This is a genomic window from Roseovarius sp. B-10, assembly GCF_056859295.1.
Genome location: NZ_JBSXOE010000035.1, coordinates 157,693 through 179,682, shown reverse-complemented (window position 1 = coordinate 179,682; position 21,990 = coordinate 157,693). Strand labels below are relative to the sequence as shown.

General features: G+C 62.1%; 24 protein-coding genes and 1 tRNA gene. 21 read left to right on the top strand and 4 right to left on the bottom strand.

Features of this window, described 5'->3' with window-relative positions:
* Positions 1–1,629: a KpsE/RkpR family capsule polysaccharide export protein gene (locus AC13D8_RS13040; RefSeq protein ID WP_482969181.1), complete on the bottom strand. Its 1,629-nt coding sequence runs from the start codon at positions 1,627–1,629 to the stop codon at positions 1–3.
* Positions 1,607–2,266 carry an ABC transporter ATP-binding protein gene (locus tag AC13D8_RS13035; RefSeq protein ID WP_104017240.1) on the bottom strand — a complete coding sequence of 220 codons (660 nt, stop codon included), beginning with the start codon at positions 2,264–2,266 and terminating at the stop codon, positions 1,607–1,609. Before AC13D8_RS13035 ends, AC13D8_RS13040 begins: the two co-directional genes overlap by 23 nt.
* A gap of 270 nt (positions 2,267–2,536) precedes the next feature.
* On the opposite strand from AC13D8_RS13035, the gene AC13D8_RS13030 reads away from it, so the two are divergent.
* From AC13D8_RS13030 to AC13D8_RS12975, 12 genes are all read left to right on the top strand, one after another.
* Positions 2,537–3,016 carry a UPF0262 family protein gene (locus tag AC13D8_RS13030; RefSeq protein WP_104017239.1) on the top strand — a complete coding sequence of 160 codons (480 nt, stop codon included), beginning with the start codon at positions 2,537–2,539 and terminating at the stop codon, positions 3,014–3,016.
* Between the two features lie 4 nt (positions 3,017–3,020).
* Positions 3,021–3,491 (top strand): arsenate-mycothiol transferase ArsC, encoded by a 471-nt coding sequence (locus tag AC13D8_RS13025; RefSeq protein ID WP_129433911.1) that lies wholly within the window; start codon positions 3,021–3,023, stop codon positions 3,489–3,491.
* On the top strand, positions 3,488–3,883 hold the full coding sequence (locus tag AC13D8_RS13020; RefSeq protein WP_482969180.1) for a ketosteroid isomerase-related protein: 396 nt from the start codon (positions 3,488–3,490) through the stop codon (positions 3,881–3,883). The genes AC13D8_RS13025 and AC13D8_RS13020 overlap by 4 nt, the downstream gene beginning before the upstream one ends.
* Positions 3,880–4,464 carry a GNAT family N-acetyltransferase gene (locus AC13D8_RS13015; protein ID WP_482969179.1) on the top strand — a complete coding sequence of 195 codons (585 nt, stop codon included), beginning with the start codon at positions 3,880–3,882 and terminating at the stop codon, positions 4,462–4,464. Before AC13D8_RS13020 ends, AC13D8_RS13015 begins: the two co-directional genes overlap by 4 nt.
* Before the next feature lie 201 nt (positions 4,465–4,665).
* Entirely contained in the window at positions 4,666–5,580 is a 915-nt protein-coding gene (locus AC13D8_RS13010) for a lipid A-modifier LpxR family protein (protein ID WP_482969178.1), read from the top strand.
* A gap of 83 nt (positions 5,581–5,663) precedes the next feature.
* Positions 5,664–6,728 carry a Hint domain-containing protein gene (locus AC13D8_RS13005; RefSeq protein WP_482969177.1) on the top strand — a complete coding sequence of 355 codons (1,065 nt, stop codon included), beginning with the start codon at positions 5,664–5,666 and terminating at the stop codon, positions 6,726–6,728.
* 268 nt (positions 6,729–6,996) lie between these two features.
* Entirely contained in the window at positions 6,997–8,400 is a 1,404-nt protein-coding gene (gene leuC / locus AC13D8_RS13000) for a 3-isopropylmalate dehydratase large subunit (protein ID WP_129433902.1), read from the top strand.
* Complete coding sequence (gene leuD / locus AC13D8_RS12995; RefSeq protein WP_482969176.1) at positions 8,400–9,005, top strand: 3-isopropylmalate dehydratase small subunit; 606 nt, start codon at positions 8,400–8,402, stop codon at positions 9,003–9,005. The genes leuC and leuD overlap by 1 nt, the downstream gene beginning before the upstream one ends.
* Positions 9,006–9,320: 315 nt before the next feature.
* Positions 9,321–10,175 (top strand): hypothetical protein, encoded by an 855-nt coding sequence (locus AC13D8_RS12990; RefSeq protein WP_482969175.1) that lies wholly within the window; start codon positions 9,321–9,323, stop codon positions 10,173–10,175.
* Complete coding sequence (locus AC13D8_RS12985) at positions 10,172–11,209, top strand: endonuclease/exonuclease/phosphatase family protein (protein ID WP_482969174.1); 1,038 nt, start codon at positions 10,172–10,174, stop codon at positions 11,207–11,209. The genes AC13D8_RS12990 and AC13D8_RS12985 overlap by 4 nt, the downstream gene beginning before the upstream one ends.
* Positions 11,210–11,284: 75 nt before the next feature.
* Positions 11,285–12,391 (top strand): 3-isopropylmalate dehydrogenase, encoded by a 1,107-nt coding sequence (gene leuB, locus AC13D8_RS12980; protein ID WP_104017228.1) that lies wholly within the window; start codon positions 11,285–11,287, stop codon positions 12,389–12,391.
* A gap of 67 nt (positions 12,392–12,458) precedes the next feature.
* Positions 12,459–12,535: transfer RNA gene (locus AC13D8_RS12975), tRNA-Pro, on the top strand.
* 35 nt (positions 12,536–12,570) lie between these two features.
* Here the strand turns inward: AC13D8_RS12975 and AC13D8_RS12970 are convergent.
* Positions 12,571–12,792 carry a hypothetical protein gene (locus tag AC13D8_RS12970; RefSeq protein WP_482969173.1) on the bottom strand — a complete coding sequence of 74 codons (222 nt, stop codon included), beginning with the start codon at positions 12,790–12,792 and terminating at the stop codon, positions 12,571–12,573.
* Entirely contained in the window at positions 12,792–12,944 is a 153-nt protein-coding gene (locus tag AC13D8_RS12965) for a hypothetical protein (RefSeq protein WP_482969172.1), read from the bottom strand. The genes AC13D8_RS12970 and AC13D8_RS12965 overlap by 1 nt, the downstream gene beginning before the upstream one ends.
* Positions 12,945–13,163: 219 nt before the next feature.
* On the opposite strand from AC13D8_RS12965, the gene AC13D8_RS12960 reads away from it, so the two are divergent.
* The 9 genes from AC13D8_RS12960 (at position 13,164) to AC13D8_RS12920 (ending at position 21,979) form a co-directional block, all read left to right on the top strand.
* Positions 13,164–14,399 carry a transporter substrate-binding domain-containing protein gene (locus AC13D8_RS12960; RefSeq protein ID WP_482969171.1) on the top strand — a complete coding sequence of 412 codons (1,236 nt, stop codon included), beginning with the start codon at positions 13,164–13,166 and terminating at the stop codon, positions 14,397–14,399.
* Between the two features lie 78 nt (positions 14,400–14,477).
* On the top strand, positions 14,478–15,347 hold the full coding sequence (gene urtB / locus AC13D8_RS12955; RefSeq protein WP_482969170.1) for an urea ABC transporter permease subunit UrtB: 870 nt from the start codon (positions 14,478–14,480) through the stop codon (positions 15,345–15,347).
* A 10-nt stretch (positions 15,348–15,357) separates the two neighbouring features.
* Positions 15,358–16,470 carry an urea ABC transporter permease subunit UrtC gene (gene urtC, locus AC13D8_RS12950; protein ID WP_482969169.1) on the top strand — a complete coding sequence of 371 codons (1,113 nt, stop codon included), beginning with the start codon at positions 15,358–15,360 and terminating at the stop codon, positions 16,468–16,470.
* Positions 16,374–17,201, top strand: coding sequence for an ATP-binding cassette domain-containing protein (locus AC13D8_RS12945; protein WP_482969168.1), 828 nt, complete (start codon positions 16,374–16,376; stop codon positions 17,199–17,201). The genes urtC and AC13D8_RS12945 overlap by 97 nt, the downstream gene beginning before the upstream one ends.
* Before the next feature lie 2 nt (positions 17,202–17,203).
* Positions 17,204–17,905 (top strand): urea ABC transporter ATP-binding subunit UrtE, encoded by a 702-nt coding sequence (gene urtE / locus AC13D8_RS12940; RefSeq protein ID WP_129433889.1) that lies wholly within the window; start codon positions 17,204–17,206, stop codon positions 17,903–17,905.
* A gap of 45 nt (positions 17,906–17,950) precedes the next feature.
* Entirely contained in the window at positions 17,951–18,994 is a 1,044-nt protein-coding gene (locus AC13D8_RS12935; RefSeq protein ID WP_482969167.1) for an aliphatic amidase, read from the top strand.
* Positions 18,995–19,067: 73 nt separating this feature from the next.
* The gene (locus AC13D8_RS12930; RefSeq protein WP_482969166.1) at positions 19,068–20,189 is read left to right on the top strand and encodes an AAA family ATPase; all 1,122 of its coding nucleotides are present in this window, start codon (positions 19,068–19,070) and stop codon (positions 20,187–20,189) included.
* 16 nt (positions 20,190–20,205) lie between these two features.
* Entirely contained in the window at positions 20,206–21,387 is a 1,182-nt protein-coding gene (locus AC13D8_RS12925; RefSeq protein WP_129433885.1) for a transporter substrate-binding domain-containing protein, read from the top strand.
* A complete protein-coding gene (locus AC13D8_RS12920; RefSeq protein WP_241691159.1) occupies positions 21,380–21,979 on the top strand; it encodes an ANTAR domain-containing response regulator in 600 nt (199 codons plus the stop codon). The genes AC13D8_RS12925 and AC13D8_RS12920 overlap by 8 nt, the downstream gene beginning before the upstream one ends.
* Positions 21,980–21,990 lie beyond the last annotated feature (11 nt).

Below are 21,990 nucleotides of genomic sequence, written 5' to 3'. Positions count from 1 at the left end.
TCAGGAAGACACCTGTTCGCGCAGAATGGACGCCGTAAGCGAGATCATCAGGTAGATACCAGAAAAGATCAGGAAGGCCAGAACGGTGTTCTCGAACACCTTGGGATAAGCGGCTTCCTGCGGGGCGACGGGGCGCGCGCTGACGGTGAGATAGCGCACCTGCTTGTTGGCCTCGATCTCGGACATCCGCATGGTTTCGAGCGCGGATTGCAGCACGAGGTCGGCGGTGGCGAGATCGGCCTGCGCCATCTGGATCGCCGCGGTCTTGGAGGCGAGAGATCTTTCGCCCGAGGCTGCATCGGTCAGGCGGCGCTTCTGGCGTTCAAGCTCGGCGCGCAATACGTTGATCTCGCTCTCGAGCGCCTCGACCTTGGCGGTGTTGGGGCGCGGGTTGTTGTTCTGCACGCTGAGCGCGAGCTCTTTCTCCTGGAGTTGCAGCTCGACGGTGTTGATGAGGCTGCGGATGCTGGCGATCTCGCCCTCGGGATCGAGGATGCTGCCTTCCTGCAGCGCGACGAGACGTTCCTGCGCCGCGCGTCGGTCGGCCTTGGCCTGTTCGAGGCTCTCGGCGGCGGTCTTCACCGCGTCGTCGCGCTTGTCGCGGCTAAGCTCGTCCACACGCTCCTCGGCATAGGCGATGAGCTGCTGGTTGAAGCGCACGCTCGTCTCGGGGTCGGCGGCGATCACCTCCATGCGCATCACGCCTTCCGTGGGATCGTAGCCGATCTTCACATGGTTGCGGAACAGGCTGTAGAGGTCCTCGGTACTGGCATCCGGGTCAAGCCGCTGGATCGGGTCGATCCACGGCTGGCTGAAATGCGCGCGATAGTCCTGTTCGCGGTCGAGGCGCAGCATCGCATCCTTGGATTCTAGGTATTCTTGCGTGGCGATAGCGTCCTGTCCGGTGGCAAACTGGCCGGGCAGGAGGCCGCCAAGCCCGCCCTTGCCGCCGCCGCTGCCATCGGCCGACAGGATCAGGAAGGCCGAGTTGGACGAATACATTGGCGTCGCCATCACGGCGAAGTAATAGCCCGCGAGGAAGGTGGGCAGGATGACAAAGGCCGCGAGCCGCGAGAACAGCAACAGCATCTTGCGACGCCGACGCTTGACGATGTCACGCTGGATGCCGACGATCTCGGCGGCGCGGCGGTCTGCGGGGTTGGTTTCGGTCGAGGGCAGATTATGGCCCGGCGCGGGCACCGTCTGAGGCAGTTGCACGCGGTCCTCGTCCCGCGCCTTGGCGCCGTCACCCTTCACGAGTTCGAGCATTGTGGTCCGCTGAAACGGGTCGATCCCGCGGGCGCGCAGGAGGCGGACGGCGTCGAAATCCGACGTGGGGGCGAGCCCGTGCTTTTGTGCCACGCGCCGGGCCATGCGCAATTCCCGCCCCGTGAGCCCCTCGCGGCGGATGTCGTCGATGCTGGTGCCGGGCGCCTCAGCGCGGGTCTGGTCGATCTGGCCGTCGCGGGGCGGTTCGGGTTTCTGACCGGCCTGTTGGCCCGGCGCATGTCCTGCCTGAGCCTCGGGCGCCGGCTGTGCCTCGGCGGCGTTGCCGTAGCTCCCGGCGGCGGGGGCGGTGGATGCGCTCCGACGGATGCGGAACTTGCTAACCTTGGGTTTCGTAGTCATAAAGCTCTTTTGCCTCTTCCAAGGTGTCGAACATGTAAAGCTTGCCGCCCGTTAGAACGGCGGCGGAACTGGCGAATTTCTCAAGCACGCGCGGATCGTGCGAGACGATGATGATCGTGGTGGTGCGCAGCCTTTCTTGCAGGATTTGGCCGGCCTTGCGATTGAATTCGACATCGGTGGTGCCGGGCATACCCTCGTCGATGAGATACATGTCGAAATCAAGCGCCAGCATGAGCGCGAAGCTGAACCGCGCGCGCATCCCCGAGGAATAGGTGCCGAGCGGCTGGTCGAAATACTCGCCCAACCCGCACAGCCAGCGGCAATAGGCTTCGACGTAATCGGGGTCGATGCCGTAGAGTTGGGCGATGTAGCGGGCGTTTTCCTTGGCCGACAGGCGCGAGACCACCCCGCCCATGAAGCCCAGCGGGAACGAGATGCGGCAGCCGCGCCGGATCACGCCCTCGTCGGGTTTTTCCAGCCCTGCCATCATGTTGATGACCGTCGTCTTGCCGGTGCCGTTGGGGGCGAGGATGCCAAGGCTGCGCCCGATCTCGACGCGAAACGATACCTTCTCCAGGATCACCTTGTGCTGTGTTCCCGTCCAGAAGGACTTGGAGACGTTTTCGAACTCGAGCATCAGAGCGCCCCGTTTATCGCCCGCACCTTGCCTGTGGCCTTGGTCAGTTTGGCCATGCGGGTCGTGTCATTATTCCTGATCTGCGGACAATATTCCATTCGATCAGGGCAATAATATGCTCCTGCGCACCAAAATTGCGACCATTGAGGGGCGGGCGTGGCAGCCGGGTGACGCAAAGTGGCATTCCGTGTGGCAGGGCACCGGAGCCGATTGCCCGCCGCGCGCCGCTGGGCTAGGGACAGGCAAGAGAAGGCCCGAACGGGGGACACCATGAGCCGGATTTGCCATATCGAGTTGGATGATGCCAACCTGCCGCCGCCCACGCCCGAGATCGAGCAGGAACGCAAGGTGGCGATGTATGACCTCATCGAGGAAAACAGCTTTGCCCTGCCGGTGCGCGATGACCGGGTCGTGCCCGATGGTCCCTATCGCGTAGGGCTCGCGATCCGCGAAAAGCGGCTGGTCTTCGACATCCGCACCAAGGATGGTGAACCGGCGGCCGAGTTCCACTTGTCACTGTCGCCATTCCGGCAGGTGGTCAAGGATTACTGGGCCATCTGCGAGAGCTATTTCGACGCGGTCAAGAACATGCCCCCCTCCCAGATCGAAACCATCGACATGGCGCGGCGCGGTATCCACAACGAGGGGGCGCGCGTGCTGGCCGAACGGCTGGAGGGTAAGGCGGAGGTCGACTCCGACACCGCGCGCCGCCTCTTTACGCTCATCTGTGTGTTGCATCACGGAGGCTGAGCGGATGCCAGCGCCCTTGCCGCAATCGGTGCTGTTCTGCTGCGATCACAACGCCGTGCGCTCGCCGATGGCCGAGGGCATCATGAAGAAATTCTATGGCACCGAGACCTACGTGCAATCGGCGGGTGTCAAGAGCGACATGGATATCGACGGTTTCGCGATCGCCGTTTGCCGCGAGATCGGGGTTGAGCTGGAACGCCACCGCTCGCGCAGCTTTGACGAGATGGAGCAGTGGGGCGACGATCTGTCGTCCTTTGATCTCATCGTCGCGCTGAGCCCGGCAAGCCAACGCCGCGCGCTCGATCTCACGCGGTTTTTTCACCTCGATGTCGTTTACTGGCCGATCATGGACCCAACCGGGCTTGCGCAAACCCGCGAGGCGCGGCTTGAAGCCTATCGCAAGACCCGCGACCAGATCGTCGGCCACCTGATCGAGCGATGGGGGCCACCCGACGAGGAGGAGGAGACCGCATGAGCGAAACCGTGCGCGCCTATTTCGAGGCTTTCAACCACGGCGACGTCGAGGGAATGCTCGCCTGCTTGAGCAACGACGTGCGCCATTTCGTGAACGAGGGACAGGTACGCACCGGCAAAGACGCCTTTCGCGCCTTTTGCGACCATATGAGCCACTGCTACCGCGAGGAATTGACCGACATGGTCATCTTCGAGGCCGAAGGCGGCACGCGGGCGGCGGCCGAATACATCGTCAACGGCACCTATCTGGCAACGGACGAGGGCCTGCCCGAGGCGCGGGGGCAGACCTACCGGCTGCCTGCCGGGTCGTTCTTTTCGCTCGAGGACGGGCACATCACGCGGGTGGTGACCCATTACAACCTCGCCGACTGGATGCGGCAGGTCGCGGCATGATCCGGGTGGCGCGGCTTACGGGCGCGGCGCTGGCCGAGGCGCTGCCCGGGGTGGCGCGGCTGCGGATCGAGGTATTTCGCGCCTTTCCCTATCTCTATGACGGTGATCTCGCCTACGAGGAAGGCTATCTTCAGGTCTATCGCGACAGCGACGACGCGATCCTCGTGGGGGCCTGGGATGGCGATCGGCTGGTGGGCGCGGCGACCGGCACCCCGATGGAGGACCACGCCGATGATTTCGGCGCGGCGCTGGCGGGCTGTGGCGTGCCGCTCACGCAGATATTCTACTGCGCCGAGAGCGTTCTGCTGCCCGAGTATCGCGGGCAGGGGGTCGGGCACCGTTTCTTTGACGCGCGCGAGGCGCATGCCCGCACCCTTGGCCGGACGCATTGCGCGTTCTGCGGGGTGGTTCGCCCGGTGGATCATCCCCTGCGCCCCGAGGGCTATCGCCCGCTCGACGCCTTTTGGCGCAAGCGTGGTTATGCGCCGGTCACGGGGGCGGTGGCGCAGTTCCGTTGGAAGGATATCGACCGGACGACCGAGACCGACCACGACCTGCAATTCTGGATGCGGGCGCTGTGATCGCTTCCGTCATCCCCGCGAAAGCGGGGAACTCTTCGGGCGGAGCGAGGGGCGTCGGGACTGAACACCTAGGGCCAGGTTCGAGGATGTGAGGTGTCGTTTCGGATTGCCCCCTCCATGCCACGGTTTCGCTGGAATACTGCCCTGTGTCGGTGCTACACCTTGTCTTGCCCGGGGGGGCATCGGATAGGAGCACGCGCGATGGTGCGTCTTTTTGCATGGGCCCTCGGGGTTTGCCTTGTCGTCACGGGGGCTGCGCAGGCGGAGGGCCGCTATCGCGTCGGCTATGGCCTCGTCTTCACCAATGACATTATCGGCGACGGGCATGATCGCTGGCGCAGCGGGTCGGTCGCGTCGAGCCGCGTTTACGCGCCGGGCTGGAACGGCACGGCGCCCGCACGGCTGGGCGAGATGCTGGAGCTTCGCTTCAATGGCGAGATCATCGCGCCGGACGACGTGTCGACCCCGGCGCCGGGGGATCGCCCCTTTGCCGGGGCGCTGAGCCTCGGGCTGCACAGCCACGTCGCGCGCGCAGGTATGGAATACGCGGTGGGCGCGGATCTCGTGGTGACCGGTTCACAGACAGGGCTCGACGATTTCCAGGGCTTTCTTCACGACATCGTGGGCGGCGACGATCTGTCCGCAGGCGTGCGGCGCAATCAGGTGAGTGACGGGTTTCACCCCACCGCCGTGGTGGAGGCGGGGCGCAGCTTCGATCTGGGGGGCGTGCGGCTGCGGCCCTTTGCCGAGGCGCGGGCCGGGATCGAGACATTGGTACGCGCAGGGGCCGACATTACCATCGGCAGCCTCACTCGGGGCGAGCTGCTTGTGCGCGAGCCGGTGACCGGCCAGCGCTACCGGGTGGTGCGCGAGGATGCGCCCGGCTATGCCTTCATCATCGGGGCGGATATCGCCCATGTCGAGGACAGCGAATTGCTGCCGTCGCGCAGCGGCGTGCAGGTCGAGGAAACGCGCACGCGGGTGCGCGGCGGGGTCCACTGGGAAGGGCAGGGCGGCGGCGCGCTCTTCTACGGCGTGACCTGGCTCGGCGAGGAATTCGAGGGGCAGCGCGAGGGACAGGTGGTTGGATCGCTGCAATTTCGGCTGCGTTTCTAAAAATTTGCAAACCCGGGTTTGCAGGGCGAATCAGATTTGCTACTGTCAAGCCAATAAAAAAAGACGAGAGGCAGGTATCAGGCATGGGGACGGGCTTTCGTGGCACGTTCGTCATCTCCTGGTCGCAAACGGAACTGGATGGTCAGCGCGCATTACCGCCGCAGGCCATGTCTGTCGGGATGACATGGTCCTGGCAGGGCGACGCGGTCCGCGTGGACGGCCCGCCCAATCTGTTGCGGCTGGACATGGCGCAGGGCGAGGCCGTGCAGCGCAGGCGCGCGGCTCGGATGGTGCGGCGGCTGGTCGGTGCGGCGATCAGCGGGCGGCGCGACCTGGAGCGCATCGAGGTAGACGAGCCGATGAGCGACCTGGGCTTCGTGGTCACCGACGGGCTGCGCAGTTACACGGTCACGGTGATCGAGGTCGAGGGTGGCGCGCAGCCCCTGCTGATGTTTCTCGACGAGTTCCCGCCGCAGCGCACAGAGATGTGGGTGGTCCATCATTCGCTTGACGGCATGCAGGGGGCGGCGACAAGCCCGGCATCGGGCGGCGTGATCTGTTTCACCCCCGGCACACGGATCGAGACGCCCGAGGGCCCGCGACTTGTGGAAGAATTGCGCGAGGGCGACCGGGTGCAGACCCGTGACAGCGGCTTGCAGGATATCCGCTGGGTCGGCAGCCGCCGCATGACGGGGGCGCGGCTCTTCGCGATGCCGCGATTGCGCCCGGTGCGGCTGCGCGCGGGCGCGCTGGGCAGCGACGTGCCCGACGCCACGCTGCTGGTGAGTCCCGAGCATCGCATGCTGGTGCGCGGCGAGGTGGCGCGGTCGCTGTTCAACACTCCCGAGGTGCTGGTGATGGCGCGCGATCTCATCAACAACGACAGCGTTACCGTCGACCTGGCATCGCGCGAGGTGACCTATATCCACTTGCTCCTGCCCGGGCACGAGATCATCTGGGCCAACGGCGTGGAGACCGAGAGCTTTCACCCGGCGAGCGCGGCGCTTTCGACGCTCACCGAGGCGGATCGTGCGCGGCTGCTGGCGCTCGACCCAAATCTGGGGCAGGAGCCGCATCTTTATGGCGGGTACGCGCGGCGTTGCCTCAGTCCGTCGGAGGCGGCGATCCTGCGGCACGAGGCGGCCTGAAGGGGCTGGCGGTGTCCGGAAGCGGGGGCCGCTGCCACCGGGGTATTTGCAGGATATTTGCGGCCAGGAGAAGCCTGGTGTGGGCGGCCTCTTGATAGCGGGGCGGCGGCGCTGTATCTGCGAGGCATGACCCGGGTGTTCGACATGGATGATCGCGCGCGCCTGCCTTGGCGCTTCTTTGGTGCGCAGCACTCTGTGCTGGCGCGTCTCTGACGGCGCGCGCCCCACTTACCATCCGACCGCAGCCATCAGCAACGGGAGAGGACCCATGTCCCCCAAGACACTCTATGACAAGATCTGGGATGCCCATCTGGCCCACGAGGCCGACGACGGCACCTGTCTTCTGTATATCGACCGCCACCTCGTCCACGAGGTTACCAGCCCGCAGGCATTCGAAGGGCTGCGCATGGCGGGGCGCGCCGTGCGTGCGCCGGAAAAGACCATTGCCGTGCCCGATCACAACGTGCCCACCACGCCTGACCGGGTGAAGGGGATCGAGAACCCCGAGAGCCGCATCCAGGTAGAGGCGCTGGACAAGAACGCACAGGATTTCGGCATCAACTATTACCCGGTGAACGATATCCGCCAGGGCATCGTGCATATCGTCGGCCCTGAACAGGGCTGGACCCTGCCGGGCATGACCGTGGTCTGCGGCGACAGCCACACCGCCACGCACGGCGCCTTCGGCGCGCTGGCGCATGGCATCGGCACCAGCGAGGTGGAGCATGTACTGGCCACGCAGACGCTGATCCAGCGCAAGGGCAAGAACATGAAGGTGGAGATCACCGGCAAGCTCTCGCCCGGCGTGACCGCCAAGGACATCACCTTGTCGGTGATCGGCGCCACCGGCACCGCGGGCGGCACCGGCCACGTGATCGAGTATTGCGGCGAGGCCATTCGCGCGCTGTCGATGGAAGGCCGCATGACCGTGTGCAACATGGCCATCGAGGGCGGTGCGCGCGCGGGCCTGATCGCGCCGGACGAGGTGACCTTTGAGTATATCAAGGGCCGCCCCCATACGCCCAAGGGCGCGCAGTGGGAAATGGCGATGGAGTGGTGGAAGACGCTCTATTCCGACGATGATGCCCATTGGGACAAGGTGGTGACGCTGAAGGGCGAGGAGATCACGCCGGTCGTCACATGGGGCACAAGCCCCGAGGACGTGCTGCCGATCACCGCCGAGGTGCCCGATCCGTCGAGCTTCACCGGCGGCAAGGTCGACGCGGCGAAACGCGCGCTCGACTACATGGGGCTGAAGCCGGGGCAGAAGCTGAGCGAGGTCGAGATCGACACCGTCTTCATCGGCTCTTGCACCAATGGCCGCATCGAGGACCTGCGCGCCGCTGCCGAAATCCTCAAGGGCAAGAAGATTAAGGAGGGCCTGCGCGCCATGATCGTGCCGGGCTCGGGTCTCGTGCGGGCACAGGCCGAGGAAGAGGGCCTGGCCGATATCTTCAAGGAGGCAGGGTTCGAATGGCGGCTTGCGGGTTGTTCCATGTGCCTGGCGATGAACCCCGATCAGCTCTCGCCGGGTGAGCGCTGCGCGGCCACGTCCAACCGCAATTTCGAAGGCCGCCAGGGCCGCGGCGGGCGCACCCACCTGATGAGCCCCGCCATGGCAGCGGCGGCGGCGGTGACCGGTCGGCTGACCGATGTCCGGGAGATGATGTGATGGAAAAGTTCGAAAAACTCAGCGGCATCGCCGCGCCGCTGCCGCTGATCAATGTCGATACCGATATGATCATCCCCAAGCAGTTCCTGAAAACGATCAAGCGCTCGGGGCTGGGCGTCAATCTCTTCGACGAGATGCGCTATGACGATGACGGCAATGAAATCCCTGATTTCGTGCTCAACAAGCCGCAATATCGCGACGCGCAGATCCTCGTTGCGGGCGACAATTTCGGCTGCGGATCGAGCCGCGAGCACGCGCCCTGGGCGATCAAGGATTTCGGCATCCGCTGCATCATCGCGCCCTCCTATGCGGATATCTTCTACAACAACTGCTTCAAGAACGGCATCCTGCCCATCGCCCTGCCGCAGGAACAGGTCGATGTGCTGATGACAGAGGCCGAGAAGGGCGCCAATGCCCGCATCGAGGTGGACCTCGAGGCGCAAACCGTCTCGACCTCCGATGGCGAGGTGTTTTCCTTCGAGGTGGACGCGTTCAAGAAGCATTGCCTGCTCGAAGGGCTCGACGATATCGGGCTGACGCTGGAAAAATCCGCCGCGATTGACGCCTTCGAGGCCCGCGCCACGCAGGCGCGCCCCTGGGTCTGACGCGGCTAACGGGTTCCACCCCGCCGCGCGGCGGGGTGGATCGCGGTGTGTGGTGGTCGCGCCGCTGCGGACCACAACATGATGTAATCGACGGGAATCGCGCCAAAATTTTCCGATGCATTGATGTATTCCTGCACCAGTCCTGCCACGAAATTGCCCCATGTTTTTTGTTGGCTGACCCCGTGCCTTGCGGCATTAGAGGAAACGCGGCAAGAATAGGGCAGCAATGAGGCAGCCCGCCACATTTGGTGGGATCAAAACGACACAAGGGCGCGGCAACGTATCGCGACCGGTCGGGATGAAGGGGAAAGAGCGGTGGTCTCTCAGACACCTGGCGCATTGGCGCGGGCACTCCTGATGGCCATGCTGGTGGCGACGCCGGCGTTGTTGATTCCGTTCACGCATCGGGGGACCGCGCAGATCGTGCTCGTGCTGGCGCTCCTGGCCGCGGTCTTTACCGCGATGGAATACAATTCGCGTTATCCCGGCATGCTCGAATTCCGCTTTGCCCCGCCCTATAACCGGCTGCGCTTCTTCACGCTTGCCGCGATCCTGGTCGCGCTATCGATCATGTTGCGCGGCCAGGTGGTGCCCTCTGCCGTTTCGGGCAGCCTGAACGGCGCGGCGGAGCGTCTGGCGGATATCCTCGATTTCCCGTTCTCGCCCGTCCGGTTGGTGGTGGTGCTCTTGCCCGGGGAGGCCGATGCGGGGCTGTCCGGAATGCTGCGCCGGGCCTCGGCGCTGGCCTATGCGCTGTCGATCGGCATGGTGCTGGTCTTTGCCGTCTTCGTGCGGTTTCTTGGCTGGCCCACGCGCAGCGGGCCGTTCAACGTGTGGATCAACCTGCCGCTTTTTGATCCGACGGGCGGGGGCGATGTCCTCTACCGGCTGCGCCGTGACGCGGTGCTCAACCTCGTGCTGGGGCTCTTGCTGCCCTTTGCCATTCCTGCCATCGTCAGGATTGCTGCGGCGATTTTCGGCCCGGTCTCGCTGGCCGATCCGCAAACACTGATCTGGACGGTGAGCGCATGGGCCTTTCTGCCGGCAAGCCTGTTGATGCGGGGCATCGCCATGCAGCGGATCGCGGCAATGATCGAGGACAAGCGCCGCCGCTCCTACGCCGCCGCGCAATCGCCCGTCGACGAGGGCCGCGTGCTTCAGGGCGTGTGAGCGCGCGCCTTGTGCTGCTGGTGGCGCTTTTCGTGGCCGCCCTCTCTGCCGGGGCCGGGGCCGGGACATTGCGGCTCGCGACCTGGCACCTCGAGCTTGACCGCGATGGGCCGGGGCTGTTGCTGCGCGACCTGCGGCGCGGCGGCGATCCACGCATCAAGGCCATCGCCGGGCTGATCGCGGCGGTGGCGCCGGACGTTCTGGTCGTGCAGGGGGTCGATTATGACTACGGCCTGCGCGCGCTTTCGGCGCTGCGCGATCGGATCGCCGAGAATGGCCCCAACTATCCCCACCTCTTCGCGCTAAGGCCCAATACCGGCTGGCCCACGGGGCTCGATATGGATGGCGATGGGCGGCGCGGGGGGCCGCGGGATGCGCAAGGGTATGGCACGTTTTCGGGACAGGGCGGCATGGCGATCCTGTCGCGCTATCCGCTGGACCGCGAGGGTGCGCGCGACTTTTCGGCGATGCTGTGGCGGGATCTGCCGGGCGCGCTGCTACCAGGCTGGCCCGACGGGCGGCCGTTTCCGTCGCAGGAGGCGCAGGCCGTGCAGCGGCTGTCGTCGGTGGGGCACTGGGTGGTGCCGCTGCGGCTGCCCTCGGGGTCTGTCTCGCTCATGACGTTTCACGCCACCACGCCGGTCTTCGACGGCGAGGAGGATCGCAACGGGCGACGCAACCACGACGAAATCCGTTTCTGGCAGCGCTATCTCGACGGCGCGTTCGGCGACCCGCCGACGCGTCGCTTCGTCGTGATCGGCGACGCCAACCTCGATCCGAACGCGGGCGAGGGGCGGCGCGGAGGGATCCGCGCGCTGCTCGCCGATCCGCGCCTGCGCGATCCGCTGCCGGGGCGCGCCACCGTGGCGTGGGATGAGACGGGCCCGCTACGGGTGAGCTATATCCTGCCCTCCGCCGATCTGGCGGTGACGGGCGCGGGCATCCTCTGGCCGCCCGAGGATGCGCCGGACCGGGCGGAGGCAGAGGCAGCGGGGCCGCACCGGCTCATATGGGTCGATCTCACGCTCGACTGAGTGGGCTTTCTTGACCCCGTCCACCCCTGCCTATAGGCCATCCACGCAACGAGACATTTCAAAGGACAGACCGCCATGAGCACCCCTTCGCTTCTCATCCTGCCCGGCGACGGCATCGGCCCCGAGGTGATGGCCGAAGTGCGCCGCATCATCGACTGGTTCGGGACGAGGCGCGGCATCGCCTTCGACGTGAGCGAAGACCTGGTGGGCGGCTGCGCCTATGACGTGCACGGGGTGCCGCTGGCGGATGCGACGATGGAAAAGGCGCAGGCGGTCGACGCGGTGCTGCTGGGGGCCGTGGGCGGGCCGAAATACGACAGCCTCGATTTCAGCGTGAAGCCCGAGCGTGGCCTTCTGCGGCTGCGCAAGGAGATGGACCTCTTCGCCAACCTGCGGCCCGCGCAATGCTTTGACGCGCTGGCGGATTTCTCGTCGCTGAAGAAGGACGTCGTTGCCGGCCTCGACATCATGATCGTGCGCGAGCTGACCTCTGGCGTCTATTTCGGTGAACCGCGCGGCATCCACAAGGAGGGCAACGAGCGCGTCGGCATCAATACGCAGCGCTACACCGAGTCCGAGATCGCCCGCGTGGCCCGCTCGGCGTTCGAGCTTGCCCGCAAGCGCGACAACAGGGTCTGCTCGATGGAAAAGGCGAACGTGATGGAATCGGGCGTGCTCTGGCGCGAGGTGGTGCAGGAGGTGCACGACGCCGAATACCCGGATGTGGAACTCAGCCACATGTATGCCGACGCGGGCGCGATGCAGCTCACCCGCTGGCCCAAGCAGTTCGACGTGATCGTGACCGACAACCTCTTCGGCGACCTGCTGTCGGATCTCGCCGCGATGCTCACCGGCTCTTTGGGCATGCTGCCCTCGGCCTCGCTCGGCCTGCCGATGGAGAACGGTCGGCCCAAGGCGCTCTACGAGCCGGTGCACGGCAGCGCGCCGGATATCGCGGGGCAGGGCAAGGCCAACCCGATCGCCTGTATCCTGAGCTTCGCCATGGCGCTGCGCTATTCCTTTGACATGGGCGACGAGGCCGCGCGCGTCGAGCGGGCTGTGGAAAAGGTGCTTGCCGACGGTCTGCGTACCGCCGACCTGATGGGCCCCGAGGGCGGCACGCCGGTCAGCACCTCGGGCATGGGCGACGCCGTGCTCGCGGCGCTCGACGAAAGCCTCTGACGTGGGCGCGGGGGCGCATTTCGGCCTTGCCAAAGCCCCGGCCCTCGTCTATCCCGCCCGCCACGGTCGGAGTGTAGCTCAGCCTGGTAGAGCACTGTCTTCGGGAGGCAGGGGCCGGAGGTTCGAATCCTCTCACTCCGACCAATGAAACAAGGCCCCCAGCGGGGCCTTTTTCTTCTTCAAGACAGGGTTCTCAGGTTCATTGAACCTGAACGCTGGCTGAATTCCAGTACGTTGGCCGCCTTGCGAATATGTTCCGGGCTGTCGCGCGCGTAGATGGGGGCGGTGATCCGCGAATCCGAGTGCCCGAGATACCGGGCTATCTCGTCCATGAAGATGCCCACTTCCGCATGTGAACAGCTGCAGTGTGGCGCAATAGCGCGCAACTCCTCGTGCTCCATCAGGTCTTGTGCGCTTTCTTTGGTGGCTGGCGTGTTGTGGGCCCGTCGACCGAAATCCCGTCCGGGCTGACGAACGGCGCGGCCTGGATCTGAGGTCCGCATCCGCGGGTGACCCGCTTCCAAATCACGACGGCAGGCGTGGCGTCTTTCAAGTCCGACTTCTTCAGTAACCTTCTAAGCATCTAAAACTCCTTAGTAAAATATTGTTGCAAAAAATTCGTTTCTGCATAACGATCGTTTCAGGCTCAAATGCGAGTCTGAAAATCAAATGAGCAAAGAGGCTCTTCAACTGCGGTCACGAACCGCGTTGAAGGGCCTTTTTTTGTTGCCGAATGAACCGGCCGCTCGGATCCAACAGAGGAGAAGTCAGTATGAAACGTCGCGATTTTCTGAGCAGTGTCGGAGCTGTGGGGACAGCCGGCGCGCTGTCGGCTCCGGCCTTGCTTACGACGATTGGCCGCGCAGCTGCACAGGGCAACGATATTCCAGTGGGCTTGCTGTTCTCACTGACTGGTGCCGTGGCCGTGGTCGAAAGCACCCTTCACGATGCCGCTTTGATGGCGATCGAGGAGATCAATGCGGCAGGTGGTGTACATGGTCGCCAACTGCGGCCCATCATTGAGGATCCGGCGTCTGATCCGGCCACCTACGCTGACCGGGCGCGTCGTCTGATGATCCGTGACAAATGCGTGAGCGTCTTCGGCTCCTACACGTCGGCAAGCCGTCAGGCGGTGCTCCCGGTTACAGAGCAGCGCAGCAATCTCTACTGGTATCCGACGCTCTACGAAGGTCGCGAATGCTCGCGCAACGTGATGTATGGTGGTGCCGTGCCGAACCAGCAGCAGGACGAATTGATCCCGTGGGCGATCGAGAACTTCGGGCCGCGCTTCTACATGATCGGCAACAACTACGTCTATCCGAAAGAGGAAAACAACTATTGCAAGACCCTGCTGGCCAAGCACGGTGGTGAAGTGGTGCACGAGGAATACGTGCCACTGGGGCACTCGGACTTCAGCTCGGTGATCAACCGCATACGCGCAGAAGAGCCGGATGTGATCTTTGCGACCGTCGTCGGAGACTCCGACGTTGCTTTTGCCCGGCAATACCATGCGGCAGAGCTTGATCCGGCCAAAATGCCGGTCGTGAGCCTCACGCGTTCCGAGGTCGAGGTGAAGGCTATCGGCGGCGAGGCCGCGGCCGGCCACTTTTCGTCCGCTCCCTACTTCATGGGCACCCAAACACCGGAAAACGAGCGGTTCGTCGAATCCTACCAGTCACGCTATGGCGCGGACCAGGTCACGCACTTCGTCAGCGAAGCGGCTTACTTCCAAGTGTATCAGTTCAAAGCGGCACTGGAGAAGCTGGACCCGGCGAACATCACCCCGGAGACGATCCGTGATGCCGCCGTAGGCCTGACACTCACCGCGCCGCAGGGCGAAGTGCTGATCGACGAGAACCTCCACACGCATCTCTGGCCCAAGATCGGTCAGTGGCAGTCGAATGGCCAGGCCGAAGTTCTGCTTCAATCGCAAGAGCGCGTCGCCCCCCTGCCATATGCTGCCTACGAGGGGCAGACATGCACCGGCGAGGGCCTGGTGCAGGCCTGACGCCAAGCACAAAAATCCGACAAGAACCGGACTGCCCGGCTCCGACACAGGAGCCGGGTCAACTGGAAGGGTGTATCGATGGACGTCATATTGAACCAGATGTTCGCCGGTCTCAGCATGGCCTCGATCCTGCTGATGATCGCCTTGGGGCTGGCTATCATTTATGGCGCGATGGGCGTCATCAATCTTGCACATGGTGAGTTTGTCATGCTCGGCGCCTATGCCGCGTGGGCACTACAGACCTATGCAGGGTTCAGCATCATCGTGGCCTTGCCATTCGTCTTCGTGGCCGTGGGCGCGGTCGGCTGGATCATCGAGCGGGTTATTGTTCAGCGGCTCTACCACCGCCCGTTGGACACGATCCTTGCGACTTGGGGCATTGGGATCATCCTGCAACAGGTGGTGCGATTGTCCGTTGGCGCGGAATCGCGCTTCGTGAAAGGCCCGGAACTTCTCAGTGGCAACATTGAGATCGGCGGGCTCGTGATGTCGAACTACCGCATATTCGTGATCTTGTTTTCGCTGGCCGTTCTGGCCGCGTCATGGGCACTCATGACGCGCACCGAATTTGGCATGAAACTTCGTGCCGTTATTCAGAACCGGCAGATATCCGAATGCTATGGCATAGAAGCAAAGCATATCTATTCGGTCACGTTTGCCTATGGTGCGGGCCTTGCCGGAGTAGCCGGTGCATTAATCACGCCTCTCTTCAGCACCATTCCCACCATGGGAACGGGCCTTGTCGTCGATGCGTTCCTCGTCGTGATCGTTGGTGGGCTTGGCAGCTTGCTGGGTGCCGCCAGCGCGGCGGTGCTGATCGGTGAGGCGACGGCGCTCTTCTCAATGCTGTTCAATGACACCCTTGGTCGTATCGCAGTGCTGGCTGGAATCATCGTTCTGATCAGGTTCCGTCCGCGCGGTCTCTTCCCTTCAAACACGCGCCGCTGAGGAGAACAACATGACGACGAGATTATTCTACGACCTTGTGGCGTTGGTGATATTTGCACTGGTGATCGTGCTGGGAGTGCCCGCACTGATGGGTTTCGACGGGTTCGAGCTCAACACGTTTGCCCGGTATCTCGCGCTTGGCATCGCGTCTCTTGCGCTGGCGCTATCGTGGGGTGGCGCCGGACTGCTCAATCTTGGCCAGGCGGCGACGTTCGGCATGGGCTCTTATGCCATGGCCATGCATCTCAAACTCAAGGCGAGTGGCGACGGGCTTCCCGACTTCATGGGTTGGAACAATGTCCCAGAGCTTCCGCTGATCTGGGTCCCCTTTCACTCACTCGGCTTTACCCTGTTGGCCGGGCTCCTGGTGCCGGCATTCGTAGGCGGACTGATCGCAATGTTCATGTTCCGCGCGCGAATTGCCGGCGTCTTTGTCGCGATCATCACCTTGGCTTTTCTCGTGGCCTTCCAATTGGTTGTGATCGAGGAACAGGGCATCACTGGCGGCCAGAATGGCCTGACAGGACTGGCCCCGCTCAATGTGCTGGGCTGGAGCGTCGATACCTATGGCGTCGGCTTCTACTATCTGGTCGCAGGCTGTCTGGTCACAGCGATCACAATCGGGCTCTACCTCACGCACAGCAAGTTCGGGCTGATCCTGCGTGCGATACGCGAGGATGCTGACCGAACCCGGTTCCTGGGCTACAACGTGGCCAATTTCCAGACAGTCATCTTCTGTATCTCGGCGGCGCTCGCGGGCTGGGCGGGCATGCTTTACACGCTGGTGCTGGAATTCGCGTCCCCGACTTACATGAGCGTCTCGTTCAGCTTGGCCATCGTGATCTGGTGTGCCGTCGGCGGACGGGACTCCGTTCTCGCTGCTGCGATCGGTGCAATCTTGGTGAATCTCCTCGAAGGGCGTCTGTCGGACATCTTTGTCGAAGGATGGAACCTGATGCTCGGCGTTATCTTCGTTTTCGTGGTGATGTTCATGCCGCGCGGCCTGAACGGGTTGGTTGGGGATGCATGGCGGTTCATCGGCGGTCGACTCCAGAAAGAACGAACCATTTCGACGAGGCCGCATTTGCAGCCCGAACCGGTCAAGTCCGGACAGGAGAACTGATCATGTCTCAACTGCAGGTAAACGATTTGCATGTCGATTTCGGCGGGCTAAGGGCAGTTGATGGTCTCAGCTTCAGCGTGGCCGAAGGCGAAATCCTCTGTCTTCTCGGTCCGAATGGCGCGGGCAAGTCGACCACACTCGACCTCATCTGCGGGAAGACCCAACCAACCGGCGGCTCGATCCGCTTCGAGGGAACCGAAATATCGCACTTGCTGGAATTCCGGCGCGCGCGTTTGGGTATCGGACGCAAGTTTCAGGTGCCTTCCGTCTACAAGGAATTGACGGTGGCCGAAAACCTGTCGGTGGCCCGCTCGCGCCGACCCGGAATATTGCACGCCCTCACGCGTTTCGCCCTGTCGGACGGGCACGCCGCGGCACCGATCCTCGAGCGCATCGGGCTCGAGGCCAAGGCCAATGAGTTGGCCGGCAACCTGTCACACGGTGAAACACAATGGCTCGAAATCGCCATGCTCATCGCGCAGGACAGCCGCCTGATCCTCATGGATGAACCCACCGCCGGCATGACCATCGAGGAAACTGGGCGCACAGCCGAGATATTCCGATCTCTCAGTGAGTCGCACACGCTTATCGTTGTCGAGCATGACATGTCGTTCGTCCGCACCGTCGCGGATCGCATCGTCGTCATGAACCGCGGATCGATGTTGGCCGAGGGCTCGATTGAAGAGATCGAGACCAACGAAGACGTCAAAACAGCGTATCTGGGGCATTGATCATGGAAACCATGCGAGCAAAGGACCTTTACTCCTTCTATGGCAAGAGCCCGGTTATCCAGGGTATCTCCTTCGATCTGAACCCGGGCGAGTTTCTCGCAATTCTGGGCCGTAACGGTGTCGGCAAGACCACGTTGCTCAAATCGATCATGGGTCTCACCCATCGCTGCGATGGCGGACTTGTGTTCGGAGAGAACGACTTGCTCGGCCTCAGCACGTCGCAACGGGCGCAACTCGGTATTGCCTACATTCCACAGGGCCGTGAGATCATCCCGAGCTTCACGGTGCGGGAGAATATCCTGATGGGCACGTTCGCTCGCCCCGACGGCAGGCGCGATATTCCCGAGCATCTCTTTGAAATGTTCCCGATACTTGATGAGTTCATTAGTCGCAAAGGCGGAGACCTTTCCGGCGGACAGCAGCAGCAACTGGCAATCGCGCGGGCGCTCGCTATGGATCCCAAGATACTCATTCTCGACGAGCCGACCGAAGGCATCCAGCCCAACATCGTCAAACAGATCGAAGAAGCCATCATTCGACTGAACAAGGAACGCGGTCTCGGCATCATCCTCGTGGAGCAAAACGTGCCGTTTGCGCGCCGCGCCTCCGACCGCTTTCTGGTGCTCGACAAGGGCCGCGTGGTCCTGAGCGGGCACAGCACGGATCTCACCGACTCCGTCGTGGAGAAGCACCTGACCTTCTGAGGGTCGGGCAAGCAGCAACGAAGCACCTGAAGGAAAGGACAAGACATGAGACACGGTGACATCTCCAGCAGCGACAACACGGTTGGCGTTGCGGTCGTCAACTACAAGATGCCCCGGATGCATACCAAGGCCGAAGTTCTGGAAAACGCACAGAATATCGCTGACATGGTCGTCGGTATGAAGCAGGGGCTTCCCGGGATGGATCTGGTGATCTTCCCCGAATACAGCACTCAAGGGATCATGTATGATCCTGACGAGATGATGGAGACTGCGGCCACGATTCCTGGTGAGGAAACCGAAATCTTTGCTGCCGCCTGCCGCAAGGCCAACACATGGGGCGTCTTTTCAATCACCGGCGAACGCCACGAAGAGCACCCCAAGAAGACGCCCTACAACACTCTCATCCTCATGAACAACAAGGGTGAGATTGTGCAGAAATATCGCAAGGTTCTGCCATGGAACCCGATCGAGGGCTGGTATCCGGGCAGTGAAACCTTTGTCTGCGAAGGGCCCAAGGGCATCAAGGTCAGCTTGATCATCTGTGATGATGGAAACTATCCCGAGATCTGGCGGGACTGCGCCATGAAAGGGGCCGAGCTGATCGTTCGATGCCAAGGCTACATGTATCCCGCGAAAGAGCAGCAGGTGATCATGGCCAAGGCGATGGCCTGGGCAAACAACAGCTACGTGGCTGTCGCGAATGCCGCGGGTTTCGATGGTGTCTATTCCTACTTCGGACATTCGGCAATCATTGGCTTCGATGGTCGCACGCTGGGCGAATGCGGTGAAGAAGACATGGGAATTCAATACGCGCAGCTGTCGATCCCCGAGATCCGCGACGCTCGTGCCAACGATCAGTCGCAGAACCACCTCTTCAAGCTGCTTCACCGCGGATACACCGGCGTCCATGCTTCGGGCGACGGCGACAAGGGCGTGGCAGAATGCCCGTTCGAGTTCTACCGCAACTGGGTGAACGATGCGGAAAAAACCCGCGAGCATGTCGAGTCCCTGACCCGCTCGACCATTGGCGTGGCCTGCTGCCCGGTTGGCAGCCTGCCCACCGGCGCGAAAGAGAAAGAAGCGGATTGACCCTGCGCGGTCCGACCTTTGGGAACGGCGCCACGTTGCGCCGTTCCTCTCCCCTTGAGCCGATGGAGCGACGATGCCGTTTCTGACCGACCGACTGCATGATACCGCACGCCAGCAGAAGCTCGGTGCCGCCTTGGCGGACGAGAATGCGCGCATGACCGTGGCCGAAAGCGTCAGGAAGCCCGAGACCGGTTTGATTTCCCGTTTCACATTCGACCTCGGCCTGGTCGAGGCGGAATTGCGGGCCGCCATCATCGGTCAGGACGAGAGCATCAAAGAGCTGCTCGATATCCTCAAGGTGGTCCGGGCTGATATCGGCGATCCACGCAAGCCTCTGGCAACCGTCTTGTTCTGCGGTCCGACCGGCGTGGGCAAGACGGAAACCGTGCGAACGCTTGCGCGCGCACTCTACGGTGATGCCGATGCGTTCTGTCGCATCGATATGAACACGCTCGCCCAGGAGCATTACGCGGCGGCCCTTACGGGCGCGCCTCCAGGCTATGTCGGGTCCAAGGAAGGCACCACCATTCTCGATCAGGAAAAGATCGAAGGCACCCGCAATCTTCCGGGGCTTGTGCTGTTCGATGAATTGGAAAAGGCCAGCAACGAGGTCGTTCTGGCGCTCATGAACGTTTTTGACAACGGTCTGCTGACCGTGGCGTCGGGTGAAAAAACATATTCCTTCAGGAATGCCCTGGTCTTCATGTCCTCCAATCTCGGGGCACGCGAACTGATGGCTTTGGACGAACGCGGCGGAGGGATACTGAGAAGGTTGCGTTCATTCGGGAAAAGCCGACGTGCGCAGGCACATGACATCGTCATGAAATGTCTCCTTGAGCGATTTCCACCGGAACTGGTCAACCGGATCGATCATGTCGATACTTTCAACTGGATTTCGCGCGACAAGGTCCCTGCGCTTGTCGATGTTGAGCTGACAAGACTCAACCGCCGCCTTCGCAAACATGATCTTTCTCTCGGCATCAGCACAACGCTGAGGGATTTTCTTTCTTCCGAAGGTTATGATAAACGGTTTGGCGCGCGCGGCTTGCGGCGGGCGATGCGTCGGCATCTGGAGTTCCCACTGGCTGGCTTTCTTCTGGACAGGCCTGTTCCGTCTATCGGTGGATCGAAACAAATGACAACACATATCCTCGCCGACCGCAAAGATGGGACGGTGCAATTTGAATACTCCTGAACAGAGGTGCCACTTCGTGACAAGGAATGGAAGCTGGAAGATCGGACTGCTTTTTTCAACATCGGGTGTGACCTCGATAATAGAGCAGTCGCAGCTCAATGGGGCATTGCTTGCGATTGACGAAATAAATGCAATGGGTGGTATTAAAGGGTCGCCTCTCGAGCCGGTGAGCTATGATCCGGGTTCGATCGTGCCGCGTTATGGTGAGTTGGCCGAGCGTCTGATCATCGAAGACAAGGTAAACGTCATCTTCGGCTGTTACATGTCCTCCTCTCGCAAAGAGGTTCTACCCGTGGTCGAGAGGCGCAATGCGCTCTTCTTTTATCCGACCCTGTACGAGGGGTTCGAATATTCCCCGAACGTGATCTACGGCGGTGCATGTCCCAACCAGAACAGCGTGCCGCTCGCAAACTACCTGATGAGCGCCTTCGGCAAGCGCATATTCTTCGTAGGCTCTGACTATATCTACCCGTATGAATCCAATCGCGTCATGCGCAATGTCCTGCGGCAAGGAGGCGGCGAGGTGGTTGGCGAACGCTATTTTGACCTGCATACCTGTTCCGATGGCTTCGATGACGTGATCAAGGACATAATGGATGTCCGCCCAGATGCGATCTTTTCCACCATCGTCGGACAATCGTGCATCGAGTTCTACCGCTCCTACCACGCAGCTGGCGGTGATGGTCGTGTCTGCCCCATCGCCAGCCTCACGACGAACGAAGGTGAGATCAACGCGATCGGCGCACGCGCATCGGTGGGTCATATCACCGCTGCTCCTTACTTTCGTTCGATTAGTTCTGTGGCGAACCGCCGTTTCCTGAAAGCCTATGAACAGAAGTTTGGTTCGACTATTGATGTTACGAGTTGCTGCGAAGCGGCTTACAGTCAGGTCCATCTTTTTGCGGCGGCCTTGGAGGAGACAGGAGAAATGGATACAGACTGTCTGCGCGAGGCGTTGCTCGGTGCCTCCTTCGACGCGCCACAGGGCCAGATCAAGATTGACCCGGACAACAACCACACATACCTCCAATCGCGTATCGCAACGGTCAATGAGGACGGTGAATTCGTGATTGATCTCAAGGTTCGGCGCGCAATAAAGCCCGACCCTTACCTTGTCTTCCCGGCAATACATGACTGGAGCTTCCACACCCAGAAGGTGTCCGTCGGCGGCGGGCGAGGTGGCGGACGTCATGCATGACCTGATCCGCGACCTGCGAGATCAGAATGTCCTGCTGATCCACCCACGAGACCGGAGTGCGGACGAGCTTCTGCAACAGGTCAACCGGATCGGGTGCGGGTTTGATCACATGTGGCCTGTGCCAAGAGACCTGCCAGATAAATTCGACATGGTCCTCATTGACGTGACCGATCAATCGGCGACCAAGCTGAAGGGCTTTCTGGAAAAGCGCGAAAAACCCGTAACGATCATTGCGATTATCGGGTATGAAAATCCCTCGGTTTTGAATGTCATTCTCGAGATTGGCGCGCATGCCGTCCTCATGAAACCGGTCCGCGCAGCGGGTGTTCTCAGTAGTATGCTCATGGCTCGGCGTTATCAGTCCGAACAGGAACGTTTCTCCAAGGACATGGCGAAGCTCCGGGAAAAACTGGATAATGTGCAAAAGGTAAATGACGCAAAGTTCATTCTGATGAGACATCGCGGGATTGCCGAGCGCGAGGCTTATGATATCATTCGCAAGCAGGCAATGACTAAGCGGACTACAACAACCGAAATAGCACAATCAATTATTAATGCTGAAAGTATTCTGAGCAACCTGGGTGATAGTTAAGTGTTCAATCC

Coding starts and splice junctions, on each gene's coding strand:
- AC13D8_RS12935 (WP_482969167.1), top strand. CDS start 17,951: ATGAGACACGGTGACATCTCCAGCAGCGACAACACGGTTGGCGTTGCG.
- AC13D8_RS13020 (WP_482969180.1), top strand. CDS start 3,488: ATGAGCGAAACCGTGCGCGCCTATTTCGAGGCTTTCAACCACGGCGAC.
- AC13D8_RS12920 (WP_241691159.1), top strand. CDS start 21,380: ATGCATGACCTGATCCGCGACCTGCGAGATCAGAATGTCCTGCTGATC.
- urtC (WP_482969169.1), top strand. CDS start 15,358: ATGACGACGAGATTATTCTACGACCTTGTGGCGTTGGTGATATTTGCA.
- urtE (WP_129433889.1), top strand. CDS start 17,204: ATGGAAACCATGCGAGCAAAGGACCTTTACTCCTTCTATGGCAAGAGC.
- leuD (WP_482969176.1), top strand. CDS start 8,400: ATGGAAAAGTTCGAAAAACTCAGCGGCATCGCCGCGCCGCTGCCGCTG.
- AC13D8_RS12945 (WP_482969168.1), top strand. CDS start 16,374: ATGGCGGTTCATCGGCGGTCGACTCCAGAAAGAACGAACCATTTCGAC.
- leuC (WP_129433902.1), top strand. CDS start 6,997: ATGTCCCCCAAGACACTCTATGACAAGATCTGGGATGCCCATCTGGCC.
- AC13D8_RS13025 (WP_129433911.1), top strand. CDS start 3,021: ATGCCAGCGCCCTTGCCGCAATCGGTGCTGTTCTGCTGCGATCACAAC.
- AC13D8_RS13010 (WP_482969178.1), top strand. CDS start 4,666: ATGGTGCGTCTTTTTGCATGGGCCCTCGGGGTTTGCCTTGTCGTCACG.
- AC13D8_RS13035 (WP_104017240.1), bottom strand. CDS start 2,266: ATGCTCGAGTTCGAAAACGTCTCCAAGTCCTTCTGGACGGGAACACAG.
- AC13D8_RS12960 (WP_482969171.1), top strand. CDS start 13,164: ATGAAACGTCGCGATTTTCTGAGCAGTGTCGGAGCTGTGGGGACAGCC.
- AC13D8_RS13015 (WP_482969179.1), top strand. CDS start 3,880: ATGATCCGGGTGGCGCGGCTTACGGGCGCGGCGCTGGCCGAGGCGCTG.
- AC13D8_RS13040 (WP_482969181.1), bottom strand. CDS start 1,629: ATGACTACGAAACCCAAGGTTAGCAAGTTCCGCATCCGTCGGAGCGCA.
- AC13D8_RS13030 (WP_104017239.1), top strand. CDS start 2,537: ATGAGCCGGATTTGCCATATCGAGTTGGATGATGCCAACCTGCCGCCG.
- urtB (WP_482969170.1), top strand. CDS start 14,478: ATGGACGTCATATTGAACCAGATGTTCGCCGGTCTCAGCATGGCCTCG.
- AC13D8_RS12930 (WP_482969166.1), top strand. CDS start 19,068: ATGCCGTTTCTGACCGACCGACTGCATGATACCGCACGCCAGCAGAAG.
- AC13D8_RS13005 (WP_482969177.1), top strand. CDS start 5,664: ATGGGGACGGGCTTTCGTGGCACGTTCGTCATCTCCTGGTCGCAAACG.
- AC13D8_RS12970 (WP_482969173.1), bottom strand. CDS start 12,792: ATGGAGCACGAGGAGTTGCGCGCTATTGCGCCACACTGCAGCTGTTCA.
- leuB (WP_104017228.1), top strand. CDS start 11,285: ATGAGCACCCCTTCGCTTCTCATCCTGCCCGGCGACGGCATCGGCCCC.